At 55.8% G+C, this 18,603-nt stretch carries 15 protein-coding genes; 5 read left to right on the top strand and 10 right to left on the bottom strand.

What is annotated here, in order from left to right; genetic code table 11:
* Positions 1–13: 13 nt before the first annotated feature.
* Entirely contained in the window at positions 14–655 is a 642-nt protein-coding gene (locus ACN0UH_RS14920) for a GNAT family N-acetyltransferase (RefSeq protein ID WP_417662797.1), read from the bottom strand.
* Between the two features lie 142 nt (positions 656–797).
* Between ACN0UH_RS14920 and xthA the strand changes: the two genes are divergently transcribed.
* Both xthA and ACN0UH_RS14930 read left to right on the top strand, forming a co-directional pair.
* Positions 798–1,610 carry an exodeoxyribonuclease III gene (gene xthA, locus ACN0UH_RS14925; protein ID WP_417662798.1) on the top strand — a complete coding sequence of 271 codons (813 nt, stop codon included), beginning with the start codon at positions 798–800 and terminating at the stop codon, positions 1,608–1,610.
* A gap of 162 nt (positions 1,611–1,772) precedes the next feature.
* A complete protein-coding gene (locus ACN0UH_RS14930) occupies positions 1,773–3,164 on the top strand; it encodes a substrate-binding domain-containing protein (RefSeq protein ID WP_417662799.1) in 1,392 nt (463 codons plus the stop codon).
* An 83-nt stretch (positions 3,165–3,247) separates the two neighbouring features.
* Here ACN0UH_RS14930 and ACN0UH_RS14935 read toward each other — a convergent pair whose 3' ends face one another.
* Entirely contained in the window at positions 3,248–4,477 is a 1,230-nt protein-coding gene (locus tag ACN0UH_RS14935) for an acyl-CoA dehydrogenase (RefSeq protein ID WP_417662800.1), read from the bottom strand.
* A 144-nt stretch (positions 4,478–4,621) separates the two neighbouring features.
* Between ACN0UH_RS14935 and ACN0UH_RS14940 the strand changes: the two genes are divergently transcribed.
* The 3 genes from ACN0UH_RS14940 to ACN0UH_RS14950 are packed head-to-tail and all read left to right on the top strand — an operon-like array spanning position 4,622 to position 8,510.
* Positions 4,622–5,551 (top strand): LysR family transcriptional regulator, encoded by a 930-nt coding sequence (locus ACN0UH_RS14940; RefSeq protein ID WP_417662801.1) that lies wholly within the window; start codon positions 4,622–4,624, stop codon positions 5,549–5,551.
* A gap of 55 nt (positions 5,552–5,606) precedes the next feature.
* The gene (locus ACN0UH_RS14945; RefSeq protein ID WP_417662802.1) at positions 5,607–6,338 is read left to right on the top strand and encodes a hypothetical protein; all 732 of its coding nucleotides are present in this window, start codon (positions 5,607–5,609) and stop codon (positions 6,336–6,338) included.
* A gap of 6 nt (positions 6,339–6,344) precedes the next feature.
* Positions 6,345–8,510: a lipase family protein gene (locus ACN0UH_RS14950; protein WP_417662803.1), complete on the top strand. Its 2,166-nt coding sequence runs from the start codon at positions 6,345–6,347 to the stop codon at positions 8,508–8,510.
* 93 nt (positions 8,511–8,603) lie between these two features.
* On the opposite strand, the gene ACN0UH_RS14955 is transcribed toward ACN0UH_RS14950, so the two are convergent.
* The 8 genes from ACN0UH_RS14955 to ACN0UH_RS14990 all read right to left on the bottom strand — a co-directional run bounded on the left by ACN0UH_RS14955 (position 8,604) and on the right by ACN0UH_RS14990 (position 18,574).
* The gene (locus ACN0UH_RS14955; RefSeq protein WP_417662804.1) at positions 8,604–9,623 is read right to left on the bottom strand and encodes a LacI family DNA-binding transcriptional regulator; all 1,020 of its coding nucleotides are present in this window, start codon (positions 9,621–9,623) and stop codon (positions 8,604–8,606) included.
* Between the two features lie 101 nt (positions 9,624–9,724).
* Positions 9,725–10,738 carry a TRAP transporter substrate-binding protein gene (locus ACN0UH_RS14960; RefSeq protein WP_417662805.1) on the bottom strand — a complete coding sequence of 338 codons (1,014 nt, stop codon included), beginning with the start codon at positions 10,736–10,738 and terminating at the stop codon, positions 9,725–9,727.
* A 100-nt stretch (positions 10,739–10,838) separates the two neighbouring features.
* Positions 10,839–12,116, bottom strand: coding sequence for a TRAP transporter large permease (locus ACN0UH_RS14965; protein ID WP_417662806.1), 1,278 nt, complete (start codon positions 12,114–12,116; stop codon positions 10,839–10,841).
* Positions 12,117–12,168: 52 nt separating this feature from the next.
* The gene (locus tag ACN0UH_RS14970) at positions 12,169–13,347 is read right to left on the bottom strand and encodes a gluconokinase, GntK/IdnK-type (RefSeq protein WP_417662807.1); all 1,179 of its coding nucleotides are present in this window, start codon (positions 13,345–13,347) and stop codon (positions 12,169–12,171) included.
* A 335-nt stretch (positions 13,348–13,682) separates the two neighbouring features.
* Positions 13,683–15,353 carry an AMP-binding protein gene (locus ACN0UH_RS14975; protein WP_417662808.1) on the bottom strand — a complete coding sequence of 557 codons (1,671 nt, stop codon included), beginning with the start codon at positions 15,351–15,353 and terminating at the stop codon, positions 13,683–13,685.
* Between the two features lie 86 nt (positions 15,354–15,439).
* Complete coding sequence (locus tag ACN0UH_RS14980) at positions 15,440–16,567, bottom strand: acyl-CoA dehydrogenase (RefSeq protein ID WP_417662809.1); 1,128 nt, start codon at positions 16,565–16,567, stop codon at positions 15,440–15,442.
* Positions 16,567–17,772 carry an acetyl-CoA C-acyltransferase gene (locus tag ACN0UH_RS14985; protein ID WP_417662810.1) on the bottom strand — a complete coding sequence of 402 codons (1,206 nt, stop codon included), beginning with the start codon at positions 17,770–17,772 and terminating at the stop codon, positions 16,567–16,569. The genes ACN0UH_RS14980 and ACN0UH_RS14985 overlap by 1 nt, the downstream gene beginning before the upstream one ends.
* A 34-nt stretch (positions 17,773–17,806) precedes the next feature.
* Positions 17,807–18,574: a 3-hydroxyacyl-CoA dehydrogenase gene (locus ACN0UH_RS14990; RefSeq protein ID WP_417662811.1), complete on the bottom strand. Its 768-nt coding sequence runs from the start codon at positions 18,572–18,574 to the stop codon at positions 17,807–17,809.
* Positions 18,575–18,603: the final 29 nt, after the last annotated feature.

Consider the following 18,603-nt stretch of genomic DNA (forward strand, 5'->3'; position numbering starts at 1 on the left):
TCAAGCAGCGTGTTTAAGCGCTTGCCCTAGTCACCTGCTGGGGATTGGGGTGCAAGAAGACATGCTCAATAACTGGCCCTACCGCGATTTGACCCACCTCTTCGTAGCCCTGGCGCTTGTAGAAATTCAGATAATGCGGATTACCGGTATCCACCACAATACCTTGTGAATTAGGGTCATCAGCACACCAATTGTGCAAGGCCTCAAGCAGTTGCTCACCCAAGTGTTGGCCTTGGTATTCCGGATGGATACCGATCAAGGGTAATACGTGATAAGCGCCAACCGGCAAACAGGACATCAAGGCGGCATGGTATTCAAGGTAGCGCTTGGTGCAGCGAAAACCTGTGGTTAACAGCATGCGCATCCGCCACGACCAGCTTTCAGTAAGATCCAGCCGGCGCTGTGGTGGCGCAATCAGAGCGATACCGATCAAGCGGTCTTCAATCAATAGCCCGATTGCAGGTTGGTCCTCACTGAAATGTTGCTGCACCAGCTCACGAATGGTGGCCCGCACTCGCTGGTCAAAGCCGGGTCGCTCAGCCTCAAACAAATAAGCAAAAGTCGGCTCAAGCCGATACGCGTGATAGAGCAACGAACGCGCCTCTTGAGCGTAACCGGCGTCGAGCATTCGGACTTCAGCAGGGCTATTTGGCATCAGTGACGACCTCTTGTCTTATTGGTAAAGGGCCTACCTCCACCCTAGCACCGCTCAACCAAGGCTGCTAGATGGCTGGCAGGCACATACCGCAATCGGCTAGCATCAGTGGTCTCATCTACAAAGAATTGGATCTGCCGCCATGAAGATTGTCTCCTTCAACATCAACGGCCTGCGTGCCCGTCCGCATCAATTGGCGGCCTTGATTGAAAAACATCAGCCAGACGTTATCGGCCTGCAAGAGACCAAAGTATCCGACGATCAATTTCCAGAAGCGGACATTCGCGCGCTGGGTTACCACGTGCATTACCACGGGCAAAAAGGCCACTACGGCGTTGCCCTGCTTTCCCGTGAAGCGCCGCTGGAATTGCACAAGGGTTTTCCCGGCGATGAGGAAGAAGCCCAGCGACGCTTCATATACGGCACCTTTGCCGATAAAAACGGCAATCCGGTGACCGTGATGAATGGTTACTTCCCTCAGGGCGAAAGCCGCGACCATCCGATCAAGTTCCCGGCAAAACAACGCTTCTATGCTGACTTGCAACAGCTGCTGACCACCCAATACCAGCCAAGCCAAGCCCTTGTGGTGATGGGCGATATCAATATCTCGCCCGAAGACTGCGACATTGGCATCGGTGAAGTGAACCGCAAGCGCTGGCTAAAAACCGGCAAATGCAGCTTTCTGCCCGAAGAACGTGAATGGCTCGCCACCCTGAAAAGCTGGGGACTGGTTGACAGCTTCCGTCTGCAAAACCCAGAAGTGAATGATCAATTCAGTTGGTTTGACTACCGCAGTCGTGGCTTTGAAGATGACCCCAAGCGAGGCCTGCGCATTGATGTGATTCTGGCCAGCGCGCCCCTGCAAGCCAGAATAAAGACAACTGGCATTGATTACGCACTGCGCGGCATGGAAAAACCCTCGGATCATGCGCCTATCTGGCTAGAGCTCGAATAAAAGCTGAGGTTGCGCGGCAAGCACAAAGCAAGACTGCCGCGCACCGATCTTTTAGCTGATCAGCATCCAAAAATACATCCACGCACGCTAGAGGCGTCACATTGCCGTAACAATATTGTCTTATCTTCGCGGCACTTCTCACCCATACAAGGTGTTTGCCGCATGTCGTGCGCCCTGCTCGATAATGAACGTGAAACGTGGAGCCGCGCCTCCACTCTTATCCTTCTCGGTTTTATTTGCTACGCCCTGCCCTGGTCAGTATTTGCGGCGCAGCAACCGGCAGCTAGCAACACGCAGCCGAGCGCTCAGCTGTTGCGCATCCAAGGCTCAAACACCATTGGCGCCACGCTGGGTCCGGCACTGGTCAAGGGCATGCTTGAGGCGCAGGGCTATCGTGCAATCGATATCCAGCCAGGCACCGTAGAAAACGAGCAACGGGTTACCGCTACTTCGGCGAAAGGCCAGAACGTTACGGTTAATATCGCAGCCCATGGCTCAAGTACCGGCTTTGTTGGCTTGCAAGATGGCAGCGCAGATATTGCTGCCGCGTCAAGACCGATCAAAGATGCAGAAGTTACAAGCCTCGCCCGTATTGGCGATATGAAAAGTCGCGACGCAGAACAGGTTATAGCAATTGATGGTTTAGCTATCATTCTGCATCCGAGCAATCCAATCACCTCATTGAGCACTGACCAACTGGCGCAGGTATTTTCCGGGGAAATCAGCAACTGGTCGCAACTGGGCGGTCAGTCCGGTGAGATCCATTTGTATGCGCGCGATGACAACTCAGGCACTTACGACACCTTTAAAGAACTGGTGCTCAGTGCCAACGGCAAGTCGCTGGCGGCGACCGCTCAACGCTTCGAGTCAAACGATAAACTCTCGGATACGGTCAGCAGCGACCCGCAAGGCATTGGCTTCACAGGCCTGCCTTCGATTCGCCAAGCCAAGGCACTGGCCATTGCCAGCGGTGATTCCCAACCCATGCTGCCGACGCGTACAGCTATTGCCACAGAAGATTACCCACTGTCACGGCGCTTGTTTCTCTACAACCCGCCAGCACAGGCCAACCCTTGGGTAAAAGCACTGGTCGACTTCGCTCACAGCCCTCGCGGCCAGGCAATCGTTGCGCAAAACGGCTTTATTTCGCAGACTGTCAGCGCAGTCAAGGTAGCGGCAACACCAGAGATGCCAAAGGCTTACCAACAGTTGAGCAACAACGCGCAGCGGCTGTCAGTGAATTTTCGTTTCGCAGAAGGCAGTGCCAACCTTGATAACAAGGCTTTGCGCGACCTTAGCCGGGTATTCGACTACTTAGAGGCCCAAAACAAACTGCATCAGAATGTTGTCTTGGTTGGTTTCGGCGACCCTAAATCTGATCCAGCGCGCGCTGAATTGCTATCCAAGTTGCGGGCCATGGCTGTGCGCCGTGAACTGTCTAAGCAAGGTGTGGCATTTAAAGACATCATCGGGCTAGGTGACGTGCTTCCAGTCGCCGCCAATGACGAGGAAGGCAGGATCAAAAATCGTCGTGTCGAGGTATGGGTTTACTAAGCTGTCGTTACATTACAAGGATCAAGCGCCCGGCGGACCAACTGCCGGGCGCTGTATTGCCGATAAGCTCCGCCAATCAAGTGCTAGCGTGAAGCATTCATGGCTTCGCGGGAAATGTACTTGCCAATCTCGAACTTACCGATGGCTGCACGGTGAACTTCATCGGGGCCATCAGCCAGACGCAGGGTACGTTGCATCGCGTACCAGTACGCTAGTGGGAAGTCATTGGAAACACCGCCGCCGCCGTGCATTTGAATCGCCCGGTCAATCACTTTCAGCGCGACATTCGGGGCCACGACCTTGATTTGGGCAATTTCACTGCGCGCCACCTTATTACCGACGGTGTCCATCATGTAGGCCGCATTGAGGGTCAACAGGCGCGCCATGTTGATTTCCATGCGTGAGTCGGCAATCAGATCAATGTTGCCGCCCAGACGGGCCAAAGGCTTACCGAATGCAGAACGTTCAATCGAGCGTTCACACATGAGTTTCAGCGCGCGCTCAGCCATGCCGATCGAGCGCATGCAGTGGTGAATGCGACCCGGGCCAAGGCGACCTTGAGCAATCTCAAACCCGCGCCCCTCGCCCAGCAGCACGTTCTCATAAGGCACGCGCACGTTCTCAAAAACCATTTCAGCGTGACCATGTGGTGCATCGTCATAGCCAAACACCGGCAACGGACGAATGACTTTGACACCATCGGTATCCATCGGCACCAGAATCATCGAGTGCTGTTGATGGCGCGGACCGTCTGGATTGGTCAGCCCCATAAACACCAGAATCTTGCAGCGCGGGTCGCAGGCACCGGATGTCCACCATTTGCGGCCATTGATCACCCATTCATCACCATCACGCACTGCGGTTGCTTGCATATTAGTGGCGTCAGATGAAGCCACTTGTGGCTCTGTCATGGCAAAGGCCGAGCGAATCTCGCCGCTCAGCAGCGGTTCAAGCCACTGCCTCTTCTGCGCTTCATTGGCATAGCGCACCAATACTTCCATATTGCCAGTGTCTGGTGCGGCGCAGTTGAATGGCTCCGGGCCAATCAAAGAACTGCCCATGATTTCAGCCAGCGGCGCGTATTCAGCGTTGGTCAGCCCTGCCCCCAATTCAGAGTCCGGCAGAAACAGGTTCCATAATCCTTCAGCCTTAGCCTTGGCTTTTAGCTCTTCCATGATTGCAGTCGGTTGCCAGCGGTCGCCTTCACTGACTTGCTGTTCAAATACAGCCTCAGCGGGATAGACGTTGGTTTCCATAAACGCTGTGACGCGCTCACGCAGGTCCTGAACTTTGGGCGAATAGGCGAAATCCATGGGCGCTACCTTCTTGACGTTGGACGGTAATTAAATTGGCTGAAAATTATGCTAGATCACAGATGAAAATTTACCTAAGCTATTTTCGGCGTGTATAAACATTCATCACCGATATATGATTCACTGCCTCGGAGCTATTACGGAATGAATCTCAACAAGGTCGATCTAAACCTCTTTGTCGTCTTCGATGCAATCTACACCGAGGCTAATCTGACTCGCGCCGGACAGATCGTTGGCATTACCCAGCCAGCCGTTTCCAATGCGTTGGCACGCTTGCGCGAAACCTTCAACGACCCGCTGTTTGTGCGAACCGCTCAAGGCATGGTGCCGACGCCAATGTCGCAAAATATCATTGGCCCGGTGCGTAATGCTCTGCAGCAGTTGCGTATTTCAGTGCAGGAAAGCCGTACGTTCAACCCGACACAAGCCAATAAAACCTATCGCATCAGCATGACTGACCTCAGTGAAGCGATGATTTTTCCTGTGCTGTTCCAACGTCTGCGCCGCCTTGCCCCCAAGGTCTGCATTGAAAGCATGCTGGCACGTCGCCGTGAAACGACTAAGGAGTTGGCTGCTGGGCGTCTTGATTTTGCCATCGACGCACCGCTCAACACCGACCCACAAGTGCGCCACGTCAAGCTGCTGGAAGACCGCTACGTCTGCGCACTGCGTAAAAATCATCCATTGGCGAAAGACAAAATCAGCCTCGATGAATACCTGTCGCTCAGCCACATCCACATATCCAGCCGCCGTAGCGGTTTAGGCTATATCGACCTGGCACTGGGTAAAATGGGGATTCAGCGCAAAATTGCCCTGCGCTCTCAGCATTACCTGATGGCCAACACGGTATTGCACAACACCGATATGGCGATGACCGTGCCGGAACGTTTCGCACGTAGCAACGACCTGCACTACATGCAACTGCCGGTAAAGGAAATGCCGACTCTGGAAACTCATCTGTACTGGCACGAAAGCACCGATCAGGACCCAGCCAACCGCTGGATGCGTGAGCAAATCATCGAGATTTGCCAGCAAGTCAGCTTGCGTGAAAAGCAAGCTGAGAAGTCCGAATAATGATGGCGACCCGCATAACCGACGAAATATGATCCAGTACAAGGAATGATCAGGGATGAGCAAATATTTTATTCATACACTATGGCTGCCATTACTGGGGGTATCGCTAAGTGCCTGCAGTTCACTCGCCCCACTCACAGGTGAGCGTTTTACTCTGGAGGGAGAACTACCGGCCAACTTCTCCCTGAAAGCCCAGGCTCATTATGGCGTAGCCAATAATTGCGATGGCCGCAGCCAGGCTCGCTCCTTCGAGAGTGATTTTCAAAGCGGCCCGCAACAGTACAGCTTCAACATCCCTGTCAGCTACCGCGATGGCCTGTGCGAAATGCGCCTGGCACGCGTCGGCCTGTTTATCCATGGGCGCTACGGCGACAAGGACTGGCAGCGCACCTACGACAACGGTGGTCTGGAGCTGGTCGACAGTCTGCCGCAGGGCGCACCGGCCTTTCAGGCCGATGGCAGTTTGAGCAAGACAGCCGAATGTACGTGGTTGTTCCAGCTCAGCAAGGCCTATTCCCGGAAGGGTCAAATCAGCAAACTCCTGAGCTGCAAAGGTGCAGGCGCCCATCTGGTGCGCGAGGAATTGCCGGGCAAGACGGTTCGCTTGGATATCCGGGCAAATCCGGAGGAGCGGCCTTATAGAGACAATACCTGGATTAAATTCCCGGAAGGCTGGAAGCCATGCCTGCCCAAAGAGGGCTGGCAGCGCTGCCAAACCCCGCCGGTATTTCAGACCTTCAAAATGAACGGGCAGGACTGCACCGTTTACCCTAACTGCAAGGAGTGATCAGGGATGAATGACTCAAGTAAAACAAGCAGGCCCGCAACACTGGCTTGCCCCAGGCGAAGACACTGGGCCAGCTTCCGTCTAGTTGACGAGCATGGTGACGGAAAACCCTATGCCGGCCTTGCCTATACCTTGCATGACAGTCAGGGCCAGAAATACCAAGGCACACTGGATGACGACGGTTTTGACCGCATAGACAGCATCTATTGCGGGCCTGTAGTTCTAGAACTATCGAAGTTGGATAATGGTGGTCTCGATCCTTGGCATGAAGAACTCATTATTAGAGATGCTTTCAAAATTCCTCTAACATCTCTTCAGGTCGCCGCCGAACAATCCCCATCTGGCCCGCGCAATCCCGATGGCAAGACTTATTTAGCAGAGGAACGGGCCACAGCGGAGAGCGCCCGCTTTCTACGCGTGGAGGTCAGGGATTTCGCCGAGGCTACAGGTCACCTGCCGGATGCCGATACGGCCTGGTGGCCACGACCTTCTGCCGTGCTCAAGCAGGATGCTGGGCTAGCCTCCGAGCGCACGGGAGTGGCCCTGACGCCCAACCTGCACCATGTGCTGGAGGTCAAGGCGCTACGCGCCTACAGCCCGCTGCTGTCGCGCGACAAGACGTTCTGCGCGTTGAACGCATACCATCTTGCGGTGATGAGCACCTTTGTATACGCCCCCTTCGGCGATCCAATGCAGCCGGACACACCCTATGCCTCCAGCCCACCGCCCTATGCCCGTGCGGGCACCATCGGCCATGTGCTGCGCGAGCAATTGGCCAGCCTAGACAAGGCCAATGCATTCAACAGTGCACGCTACAACCTGCTGTACGAAGAAGTGCCGTATTCCAAGCGTCTGGAGGTCATGCCCCACGACCCGGAACGCTATCAAGAGGAGGCATTAAAGGGTTGGCGTAACCCAGAGGACGTACATTTTCTCTACGACGAGAAAACCGAAACCCAAGCCTTTATTACCCACAACGACAAAGTAGTGCTGATTTCGGTACGCGGCACCCAAGAAACCCCGGATATCCTGCGTGACCTGGACGCCCGTCAGGTGCCCTACGAGGAGGGTGCAGGCCAGGCTCACCGTGGCTTCTACGGTGCATTCCAAGCGGGCAAGGTGTTTGCCGAACGCTATATGGAAGCATTTTATACCGGCGAACAAACCTTGATCGTCTGTGGCCATAGCCTGGGAGGAGCCATCGCCCTGTTGCTGGCTGAGTGGCTAAGGACAAACTGGTCTCAGGACATTCAGCTCTACACCTTCGGCGCACCTCGTGCAGCAGATCATGCCTTCGTCCAAGCCGCCGCGGCCCTGCCTCATCATCGGCTGGTCAACCACAACGACCCGGTGCCCGCCGCGCCTTTCACTTGGATGGATGCCGAATGGAAGCTGGCGAGCGCTGGCACCGTGGCCCTGTTCAGTTCCCCACTGCTGGGAATTGTGTTGCTGCTCGGCGGGTTACTCAATCTCCGTGGCGATCCCTATGAGCACCACGGAGAACAACGCCACTTCGTGCCGCGCAAACCTGGTGGCGGAAGCGAAACTGCAGTTCTTTGGCAACCTGGCTGCGCGCTCATTGATGAGCGGGCCTGCGCAAGTTACGCCGGTGCCGTCGACCTGCAGGGTGATATGCCCGAACGTATGAAGTTGATAGACCAGGCTTTCTCCGCAGCAGAACACTCCAGCGACGGCGGTTACAGCCGCGCCATGCTCACCACCCTACTGCGCTGGCATGCCAGCGTGCAAGACCGCCAAGGTGCATTGTTCACGCCTGCCGAGATTCAGGATATCCATAGTCTGATACAGCGGGCCGAAGAACAGTTGGCCAGTTGGCAGCCGCGCAGTTTCATCGAATTCCGCCACGCGATCAGAACGCGTCACGACACACGGTTCTACAACAAATCCGAACTGGAGTTAAGGCAGATGTACGACGAAGGCATCACTCTCGCCCGGACATTAGGCAGGCAACAGCGTGAAGCCCTGGAGCGTGCAAAACAGCGCCTGTTCAACGAAGCAGAGAGGGTGTTGACCGCAGAGGACGTGTTTGGCGACTTGATCGAAAGGGAGGATTTACCCGAACTGGTTGCGCAATGGCGTGCTCTGGACGCAAACAGAGAGGCGGAAAGACTTGCCAAAATCGCTAAAACCTCCACGCACCAGTACGCATGACTGCCAACCTCGCCCATGCTGAAGTCAACGGCTACTTGTTGTGTCCAGGGATCAGGACGCTCCCTGGTTTGTTTTGATAAAAACTCCCAGTGTTTATGCACTGTCGCGCATAACGATTTCAAAACCGACATCGATACGAGGCTGCTTGGGTTGCTCGCCACGCATCAGGTTCAAGAGCATGTCGGCAGCCAGTTCACCCACCTTGCCGCGCGTTGTGCGCACGGTGCTCAACGCCGGATGCACCCATGCAGCCGCGGGTAAATCGTTGAAACCGGCGATAGCCAAGCGTTGTGGTACAGCAAGCTCCAGTTGCCGGGCACGGAACAGCGCACCGAATGCCAGGTCATCATTGTTGAAGAACACCGCATCGGTTTGCGGGTGTTGCTCAAGCAAACGATCAAGCAAGTTAGCGCCTAAGCCAATGGATGAAGCCTGCGCAGTGAGCATTTCCAAAGCGGGGTTGTAGCGCCCTGCTTCGCGCATGGCATGGCGGTAACCTTCGGCTCGCTGCAGGGTGCGCGGGTCAAGCTGCGCCGCAGCAAAGGCGATCTGCTGATAACCGCGCTCAATCAATGCGCGAGTCATCGCCGCGCCCGCGTCAAACTGCGAAAAACCAACGCAGTAATCGTCTGCGGACTCGCTTAGTTCCATCATCGTTACAATGGGCCCGCGGTAGTTGGCCAGCACCTCTCGGGCGATGTCGCTACGCTCAAAACCCGTCAACAATAAACCCGCAGGCTGATGGGCCAGGAACGAACGCAAAAGCCGCTCATCCTCATCATCGCTGTAATGGCTGACGCCAATCATCATCTCGAAACCGGCGGGCATCAGCACCCGCTGGATCGCTTCAGCGGTATCGACAAATACCGAGTTGGACAATGAAGGCAGAATTGCCGCAACCAGGTTTGAACGCGAACTGGCCAAAGCCCGCGCAGCTGAATGCGGCACGTAGCCGAGTTTTTTCACGGCTTGCATAACGTTTTCACGTAAGGCATCAGAAACCCGTTCGGGTTGTGACAATGCCCGCGATGCAGACATCAATGAACAACCAGCAGCCTTGGCTACATCATTCAAAGTGACGCGCTCCGCAGTGCGGCGACGACGTTGACTCATATGGATGGGCTCATATTCAAACGGTTGGCAATACTAACAAGACATCCGGGCAAAACGCTGCACGCTAGATAATTCAGCATGCAACGCTTTGCCCAGAATGCTTACTGAGCTGCTTTTTTGACTTCAGCCTGCACTTGGTCAAACAGCTGCTGGCCAACGGTATCGGTCACTTGCTGGATGGCTGGCTGCGCTTTTTCACGCATACGCTCAACTTCAGCAGGGCTGATTTCGTTGATTTGCATGCCATTCTCTTTCAACTGAGCCAAAGCCTTGGCGGCTTCTTCACGGGTGTCCTGACGCTCAAAGTCACGGGCCTTAACAGCCGCTTGCATGATGATGTCTTGCTCGGTCTTGGACAAACCGTCCCACCAGCGCTTGGATGCAGTGACAATCCACGGGCTGTAAACGTGGTTGGTGATCGTCAGGTACTTCTGCACTTCAAAGAACTTCGACGACAGGATGGTATTGAATGGGTTTTCCTGACCATCTACAGCCTTGGTTTCCAGTGCAGTAAACAACTCCGAGAACGGCAGCGGCACCGCGTTGGCGCCCATCAACTTGAAGGTTTCAAGGAACACCGGGTTTGGCATCACACGCAGCTTGATACCGTCGAAATCTTCCATTTTTTCAATTGGGCGCACGTTGTTGGTCATGTTGCGGAAGCCATTCTCCCAATAGACCAAGCCTACCAAGCCCTTCTCTGCCAGCTTGTCCATCACTTCGCGGCCAACTGGGCCATCAAGGACTTTGTCAGCTTGCTCGGCACTGCTGAACAGAAACGGTGTATCCCAAACGGCCATCTCTTTGCTGATGCCGACCAATGTGGCAGTCGAACCGACCATCATTTCCTGAGCGCCACCGATCAGCGCGTTCTGCATTTGGTTATCCGGGCCGAGGCTGGCAGCGCCGAATGTACGCACTTTGAGTTTGCCATCTGAAGCCTTGGCCACTTCTTCGGCAAGCAACTTGGCTGCACGGCCTTGGTTGCTGTCTTCGTTGAGGCCATAACCAAAACGGATCATGCGTGAACGAATTTCGTCTGCATGGGCAGCAAACGTCGCCAATGGGCTAAGCAGGACTGCGGCGGTTAAGCCGACGATCAGTGTACGTCTCATGGTTTGCACCTTTGTTGTTGTTGAATGAGTCGGGACAACAGTAATAAAGCCGTGTGTTGCGCGCCTGTTACCAGACGCTTGCAGTGCATGGCAGCCAAGATCAGCGCAACCATGCCAGTGGGACTGTGACGATCGCCGGGAATACGATCAGCAACAGTACGATTGCCAGGTAGATCAGGAAGAATGGCATCACACCACGCACCAGTACTTCCATGCGCAGCTTACCGATACCGCCAACCACGTTGAGTACAGTGCCCACCGGCGGGGTAATCAGGCCGATGGAGCCAATCAGTACAAACATCACCCCAAAATACACAGGGTCAACCCCAGCCTTGGCGGCAATTGGCGCCAAAACGGGAGCCAAAATCAAAATGGTCGGCGTCAGGTCAAGCACCATGCCGACGGCAATCATCAACACCATGATTGCTGCGACCAGCACACGCGGATGATCAGCCAATGGGCCAAGCATCGCTGTAAGCTCGGCCGGCAATTGGGCCAGTGTCACCATGTAGGCAGATACAGTTGCAGCGGCGCAGAGGAACATCACCGAAGCAGTGGTGCGGCTGGCGCGAGTCATGGCCTCAATCAGGGTTTTCCAATCCAGCTCACGATAAAGCAGGGTCGAAACCGCCAAGGCATAAGTTGCCGCAACGACAGCCGCCTCGGTTGGAGTGAAGATACCAAAGCGCAAGCCACCGACGATGATCACCGGTAACATCAACGCCGAGGCACCGTCGATCAACGCGGCGCGGCGCACCTCTTTACTGGCTTTAGGTGGCGATGGCTCAGTAAAGCCACGAGCGATCAGGGTCCAGGCGAAAATCAGACCGGCGCCCATGATCAAACCTGGCACCAGACCCGCCATAAACAGCTGGCTGATTGAAGTATTAGTGACCACGCCGTAGATAACGAACGGCATTGAAGGCGGGATGATCGGCGCAATGATGCCGCCTGCCGCCACCAAGCCAGCTGATGAATGCAAGGGATAACCACGTTGACGCATCATCGGCAGTAGCAAGGTCGCCAATGCGGCAGTATCGGCCAGCGCAGAGCCGGACATACTGGCCAACAGCACGGCTGCGGCAATGGCCACAAACCCCAGGCCGCCACGCTTGTGGCCGACAAAGGCTTGGGCCATGGTGATAATCCGCCGCGAAATACCGCCAGCATTCATCAACTCGCCCGCGAGAATGAAGAACGGAACAGCCAGCAGCGGAAAGCTGTCAGCCCCTGCCAGCAGATTTTGCGCCAGCAATTGAACATCCCAGAAATCCAGGTACCACATCAGCACTGCGCCGGTGAGCATCAGCGCAAAGGCGATTGGCATGCCAAATGCCATGAAACCAAGCAGTGAAGAAAGGAAAACGGCAACCGTCATGTGCGTGTCCTCGGTGGGCGTTGCCCGTTGTTCTTATGGGTGGATATGGCGGTTAATCAATGGTGACATTGGCTGTTGCATTGGCCAGCGACTGGTCTCTACGCCAGACATTGACCAGTTGCACCATTGCCAACAGCACCAGCACCGCCATGCTTGCCAACACCGGCAGCATGGCGATCGCCAGCGGATAACCCACAACCGGGCTTGTATTGCTCCAGCCGTATTGCATCTGCTCCCACGCGCCCTTGACTGAAAGTGCGCTGGCAACTGCAACCAGTATCCAACTCAAGGAATCGACGACTTTGCGCATCACCTGTGGGAAGCGATCACGAATCAGGGTGAAGCTCATCAGCTCGCCCCGGCGCATGCTTGACGCCACGCCGACGAACACCAGCCAGACAAATGCCAACCGGGACAACTCTTCGGCGCCGCCCCAACCGGTGCCGAATGCATAACGCAGCACCACGTTGCTGAACACCACGACAACCATAAACGCCATCAGTGCGGCCATCATCATGTCGGTGACTTTGTCGAACATCAGTGCCACGCCGCCGGTATAGATCGGCTCGCCAGTCAGACGTGCGCCCTCTTGGTCTGTTTTTGCGCTGTGTACGGTTTCAGTCTCGGCGCTGTTAGCGCTATCAAACTCAGCACTGCTATCAACGGCGTCAGCCAGCAACACAGGCGCCTGCACAGCGCTTTTGGCCCAGCTCACAATCTCGGCAACCACCAACTCACGGCTTTGACTGGCATCTACCGTCAGCACACCAGGTTCGCCAGCAGGTGCTTCAAGGGTGGCAAATTGGCTGTCGACCAGCGAGGTCGGCATAAAATGACCGGGGCGAGACCCCACACGTTCAAGCGCAGTTGCGTGATCAATTTCCAAGTGGGCAAAGTGCAGGTCACTGATGGCCGCGCGCAATTGTTCGCGGTAACTGTGCTTGAGCGCTGAACACGCCAAAACAAAACCATTACCAGCCGCCTCTACAGCGTGCATTTCAGCAATCAAGGCATCCAGCCACACGCGTCGATTGTCATCGCTGAGTGGGATACCGGCGCTCATGCGCTGAACATTTTCATCGGGGTGAAACAGGTCGGCTTCGATGTGCTGCAGGCCAAGCGCGCTGGCCACGGCGCGACTGATATCACTTTTGCCTGAACCGCTGACACCCATGACCACGAGTGCGCGCATAGCAGGTTCAGCACCTTGGGCAGGAAGGCTGGTTTTCATTAATGTCTCCGGCACGCTGTCGCTGCAGCGCTATTTTGTTTGGGCCGATGTTAGCGCTACCAAATTTATCAAGCAAGTAAAAATATTGATTCTGGTTTGATTGGTCTGGGTGCAGAAATACACTGGACAGCGACGGCATGGGGCAAAACTGCGGAGGTTAATCACTGACTTATAGTCTAATAAACAAGATTAAAATAACTGTATATGTATTTGTTTTGTATAGGTTAAATTAAGTTAATGTCGTTTCGAGTATTGACTCGGACAGCCAAGCCGACGCCTGCTTGAAAACCCATGCAAACGTCAGCTGTACTCAACCGCTGGCCTACACCTTTAGTCTACAAATCCAGTTCAAGGATCGTCAGTTCGCGCATGCGGAACTTCTGGATTTTGCCGGTCACCGTCATCGGAAACTCATCCACGAACTTGTAGTAACGCGGCACTTTGAAGTGAGCGATATTGGCTTTGCAGTAATCACGCAGTTGGTTTTCATCGCAACCACTGTCTGGATGCAGCTTGATCCATGCCGCGATTTCCTCACCGTATTTGCTGTCGGGCACACCAATTATTTGCACATCGGCAACGGCGGCATGGGTAAACAGAAACTCCTCGATCTCACGCGGATAGATGTTCTCGCCGCCACGAATGATCATGTCCTTGCTGCGCCCGACGATACGCACATAGCCCTGCTCGTCCATCACCGCCAGGTCACCCGTGTGCATCCAGCCTTCGGCATCGATAGCCTCGGCGCTGGCTTGCGGATTATTCCAATAGCCAATCATCACGCTGTAGCCCCGAGTACAAAGCTCGCCAGTCTGCCCGCGCCGGACAGTTGCGCCCTGCTCATCAATGATTTTGCTCTCAAGCTGTGGCTGCGTTCGCCCCACACTGGTAACCCGCACCTCAAGCTCATCATCCGCAGCGGTTTGCAGCGACACCGGACTGGTCTCGGTCATGCCATAGGCAATCTGCACCTCGCTCATGTGCAGCTCTTTGATGACCCGGCGCATCACCTCAATCGGACAGGTTGCCCCGGCCATGATCCCGGTGCGCAGTGAGCTCAGGTCAAACTCATTGAGCCGCGGGTGATCCAGTTCGGCGATAAACATGGTCGGCACACCGTATAACGCTGTGGCTCGCTCTTGAGCCACAGCCTGCAGGGTCGCCTCAGGCTCGAAGCCAGCGCAGGGATAAATCATGGTCGCACCATGCGTCACGCAACCGAGGTTGCCCATGACCATGCCAAAACAGTGATACAGCGGCACCGGGATCACCAGCCGGTCATGCTCAGTCAACCCAAGGCTTTCACCGACCATATAACCGTTGTTGAGGATGTTGTAATGGCTCAGGGTCGCACCTTTTGGCGCGCCAGTAGTGCCCGAGGTGTACTGAATATTGATGGCCTGATCACAGCTCAATGCAGCTTGGCGTGCAACCAACTGTTCAGCGCTCACTGTTTCGGCAAGCTCGGCCAACTCACGCCAATGCAGAAAACCGGCAGGCGCTTGATCCGCCAGACTGATCACGCCGCGCAACTCTGGCAAACGACTACTGACCAGCTGGCCCGGACGGCTGGATGCCAACTCCGGCAACAACTCGGTCAACATGGCGTGGTAATCAGATGTCTTGAACGCATCAGCGCAGACCAGCCACTTGCAGCCCGATTGCTTGAGCGCGTACTCCAGCTCGCTGCAACGATAAGCTGGATTGATATTGACCAGCACAGCGCCGACCTTGGCGCTGGCGAACTGGCTGATGCACCACTGCGCGCAATTGGGCGCCCACACACCAATCCGCTCGCCCGCCTCAATACCCAGCGCCATAAACCCCTGCGCCGCCCGGTTAACCTCAGCCGCCAGTTGCCTCCAGCTGTAGCGCAATTGCTGATGCAGCACGATCAAGGCATCGCGTTCAGCGAAGCGTTCTACGGTGCTATCAAACGCATCGCCAATGGTCAGGGTCAGCAATGCTTTGTCTTGGGGGCCTTGGGAGTAACTTGGCGCTGTCATTGGATACCTTTTTTATGATTATTCAGGTAATTGGCGAGGCTCTGCCGCAACTAGCAGCCAGAAAATTTGTAGGCAAATACGCGATATCAAAAACCGCGTGCAATGACCATTCGCTGAATATCGCTGGTGCCTTCGTATATCTGACAAACCCGCACATCGCGGTAGATCCGCTCCACCGGAAAGTCTTTCAAATAGCCATAACCGCCATGGATTTGAATCGCCGCCGAGCAGACTCGCTCAGCCATTTCCGAGGCAAACAGCTTGGCCATCGAGGCTTCGCTCAGGCAAGGCAAGCCTGCTTGGCGCAAGGCTGCAGCATGCAAGACCATTTGCCGGGCAACGGCGATCTCGGTGGCCATGTCCGCCAAGCGAAAGGCAATGGCCTGATGCTCGATAATTGGCTTGCCGAAGGTTTCGCGCTCATGGGCGTAATCGCGCGCTGCCTCGAATGCCGCACGGGCCATACCGACTGCTTGGGAGGCGATACCAATGCGCCCGCCTTCGAGGTTGCTCAGGGCAATTTTGTAGCCTTCGCCCTCCTCACCCAAACGCAGGCTGGCCGGGATGCGCATGTCATCAAATTGCAGTTGGCAAGTGTCCGAGGCGTGCTGACCAAGCTTTTCTTCGACCCGGCTGACGCTAAAGCCGGGCGTGTCGGTCGGCACGATAAACGCGGAAATACCGCGTTTGCCAAGGCTTGCATCGGTCACAGCAAACACAATCACCACGCCAGCATGGCTGCCAGAGGTGATAAATTGCTTGCTGCCATTGAGCACGTAATAGTCGCCATCACGCTGCGCCTTGGTGCGCAGAAAGCTTGCATCGGAGCCTGCTTGCGGTTCCGTCAGGGCAAATGCACCAATCATCGTGCCTTGCGCCAATGGCTGCAGGTAATCGCGCTTTTGTTGCTCGTTGCCGTATTTCAGAATCGGCATGCAACCCACTGAGTTGTGCACGCTCATGATGGTCGAGCAGGCACCATCACCGGCGGCAATTTCCTCCAGCGCCATGGCATAAGCCACATGGCCAGTATCGGCGCCGCCCCACTGTTCTGGCACCAGCATGCCGAGAAATCCCAGTTCAGCCATTTCGCGCAGGGCTTCGGCCGGAAAGCGATGCTCACGGTCCCAGTCCGCAGCAAAGGGTTTCAGCCGTTCTTGAGCAAACTGGCGGGCAACGTCGCGAATCTGCAACTCTTCATCTGAGGGAATCATTAATTCGCTCCTTTGCTCACCAACTCAATAGCAACCGCAGTCGCCTCGCCGCCACCAATGCACACCGAGGCGACGCCGCGCTTAAGCCCCCGTTGTTGCAGGGCATAGAGCAAGGTCACTATTACCCGCGCACCGGATGCGCCAATCGGATGGCCCAAGGCACAAGCGCCGCCATGCACGTTGACCTTGTCATGGGAAATTGCCAGGTCACGCATGGCCGCCATCGGCACCACGGCGAAGGCTTCATTGATCTCGAACAGATCAACTTCATCCAGCGTCCAACCGGTGCGCGTCATCAAGGCCTTGATCGCGCCAACCGGCGCGGTGGCAAACAAGCCCGGTGCTTGAGCATGCGAGCTATGCCCGACCAGTGTTGCCAAGGGTTTCAACCCGCGTTTCTCAGCCTGGGAGCGACGCATCAACACCAAAGCAGCTGCGCCATCTGAAATGGAACTGGCGTTAGCCGCCGTTACCGTGCCGCCTTCACGAAAGGCAGGTTTCAAGGTCGGGATTTTTTCCAACTTGGCTTTTGGCGGCTGCTCATCGTGGGAGACGATCAGCTTTTCGTGCTTTATTTTTGTTTCAACGTCAGCAATCTCTGCCTCGAAATGGCCCTGATCCATCGCGGCTTGCGCACGATTGAGCGAGGTAACTGCATAATCGTCCTGCTGCTCACGGCTGAAACCGTAGCTTTGTGCGCAATCTTCGGCGAACGTGCCCATCAAGCGGCCTTTATCGTAGGCATCTTCAAGGCCGTCAAGGAACATATGATCAAGCACCCGGCCGTGACCCATGCGATAGCCCGCCCGTGCCTTGTCCAGCAAGTACGGTGCGTTGGACATGCTTTCCATGCCGCCAGCCACCAACACCTCGGCGCTGCCGGCCAACAATGAATCATGGCCGAGCATCACTGACTTCATACCGGAGCCACACATCTTGTTCAGCGTCGAGCACACCGTGCCTTGATCCAGCCCTGCACCCAGTGCAGCCTGGCGCGCCGGGGCCTGGCCCTGACCGGCCTGCAGCACACAGCCCATGATCACTTCATCAACGGCATCATCAGCTAAACCCGCACGGTTTACTGCCGCGCGAATGGCCGTGGCACCGAGTTCAGAGCAACTGACGCCGCTCAAGTCGCCCATAAAGCCGCCCATTGGCGTGCGTGCGGCACTGACAATGACGACCGGATCGTTATTACTGTTCATATGCGGGCTCCTGGTTGGAGTGACAAAAAGACTGCTACTTGGCAGCCATACGCAAGGCGCCGTCCAGGCGGATAACCTCGCCGTTGAGCATGCTGTTCTGGATGATGTGCAATACCAGCGAGGCGTACTCCTCGGGTTTACCCAGACGCGGTGGGAACGGCACGTTAGCCGCCAGACCATCACGCACTTCCTGGGGCATTCCAGCCATCATCGGTGTTTCAAAAATGCCCGGCGCAATACACATAACGCGGATACCCGAGCGCGCCAGTTCACGGGCCAGTGGCAGGGTCAGACCGACCACCGCGCTCTTTGAGGCCGCATAGGCCGCTTGGCCAATTTGCCCATCAAATGCGGCGACCGAGGCCGTGTTGATCATCACTCCGCGTTCGCCATCGTCCTGCGGCTCATTTCGCGCAATTGCCTCTGCCGCCAGACGCAGCATATTGAAGGTACCGATCAAGTTGACATCGACCACCTTGCGAAAACTCTCCAGCGAATGCACGCCGTTACGCCCCAACAGCTTTTCCGCTGGAGCAATACCCGCACAGTTGACCAAACCGTGCAGACCACCGAAGTGTTCAAGCGTATGGGCAATTGCCATGCTGGCATCTGCCTCCTGAGTAATATCGACCGCAACAAACAAGGCGTTTTCGCCCAATTCGGCCGCACGGGCTTGGCCCGCCTCCTCATTGATATCCGCCAACACCACCTTGGCGCCCGCCTCCACCAGTTTGCGCGCGGTGGCCAAGCCCAGCCCGGAACTGCCGCCGGTGATTAAAAAAACGCGTTGTTCAAGCTGCATATTGATGAGTCCTGTTTAGTCGCTGCACA

Source organism: Pseudomonas sp. (assembly GCF_048265905.1).
GTDB lineage: Bacteria > Pseudomonadota > Gammaproteobacteria > Pseudomonadales > Pseudomonadaceae > Aquipseudomonas.

Excerpts from the sequence above, each read along its gene's own strand:
- ACN0UH_RS14980 (WP_417662809.1), bottom strand. The coding sequence starts at position 16,567 with ATGATTCCCTCAGATGAAGAGTTGCAGATTCGCGACGTTGCCCGCCAG.
- ACN0UH_RS14935 (WP_417662800.1), bottom strand. The coding sequence starts at position 4,477 with ATGGATTTCGCCTATTCGCCCAAAGTTCAGGACCTGCGTGAGCGCGTC.
- ACN0UH_RS14920 (WP_417662797.1), bottom strand. The coding sequence starts at position 655 with ATGCCAAATAGCCCTGCTGAAGTCCGAATGCTCGACGCCGGTTACGCT.
- ACN0UH_RS14955 (WP_417662804.1), bottom strand. The coding sequence starts at position 9,623 with ATGAGTCAACGTCGTCGCCGCACTGCGGAGCGCGTCACTTTGAATGAT.
- ACN0UH_RS14950 (WP_417662803.1), top strand. The coding sequence starts at position 6,345 with ATGAATGACTCAAGTAAAACAAGCAGGCCCGCAACACTGGCTTGCCCC.
- ACN0UH_RS14975 (WP_417662808.1), bottom strand. The coding sequence starts at position 15,353 with ATGACAGCGCCAAGTTACTCCCAAGGCCCCCAAGACAAAGCATTGCTG.
- ACN0UH_RS14940 (WP_417662801.1), top strand. The coding sequence starts at position 4,622 with ATGAATCTCAACAAGGTCGATCTAAACCTCTTTGTCGTCTTCGATGCA.
- ACN0UH_RS14945 (WP_417662802.1), top strand. The coding sequence starts at position 5,607 with ATGAGCAAATATTTTATTCATACACTATGGCTGCCATTACTGGGGGTA.
- xthA (WP_417662798.1), top strand. The coding sequence starts at position 798 with ATGAAGATTGTCTCCTTCAACATCAACGGCCTGCGTGCCCGTCCGCAT.
- ACN0UH_RS14990 (WP_417662811.1), bottom strand. The coding sequence starts at position 18,574 with ATGCAGCTTGAACAACGCGTTTTTTTAATCACCGGCGGCAGTTCCGGG.
- ACN0UH_RS14965 (WP_417662806.1), bottom strand. The coding sequence starts at position 12,116 with ATGACGGTTGCCGTTTTCCTTTCTTCACTGCTTGGTTTCATGGCATTT.
- ACN0UH_RS14970 (WP_417662807.1), bottom strand. The coding sequence starts at position 13,347 with ATGAAAACCAGCCTTCCTGCCCAAGGTGCTGAACCTGCTATGCGCGCA.
- ACN0UH_RS14960 (WP_417662805.1), bottom strand. The coding sequence starts at position 10,738 with ATGAGACGTACACTGATCGTCGGCTTAACCGCCGCAGTCCTGCTTAGC.
- ACN0UH_RS14930 (WP_417662799.1), top strand. The coding sequence starts at position 1,773 with ATGTCGTGCGCCCTGCTCGATAATGAACGTGAAACGTGGAGCCGCGCC.
- ACN0UH_RS14985 (WP_417662810.1), bottom strand. The coding sequence starts at position 17,772 with ATGAACAGTAATAACGATCCGGTCGTCATTGTCAGTGCCGCACGCACG.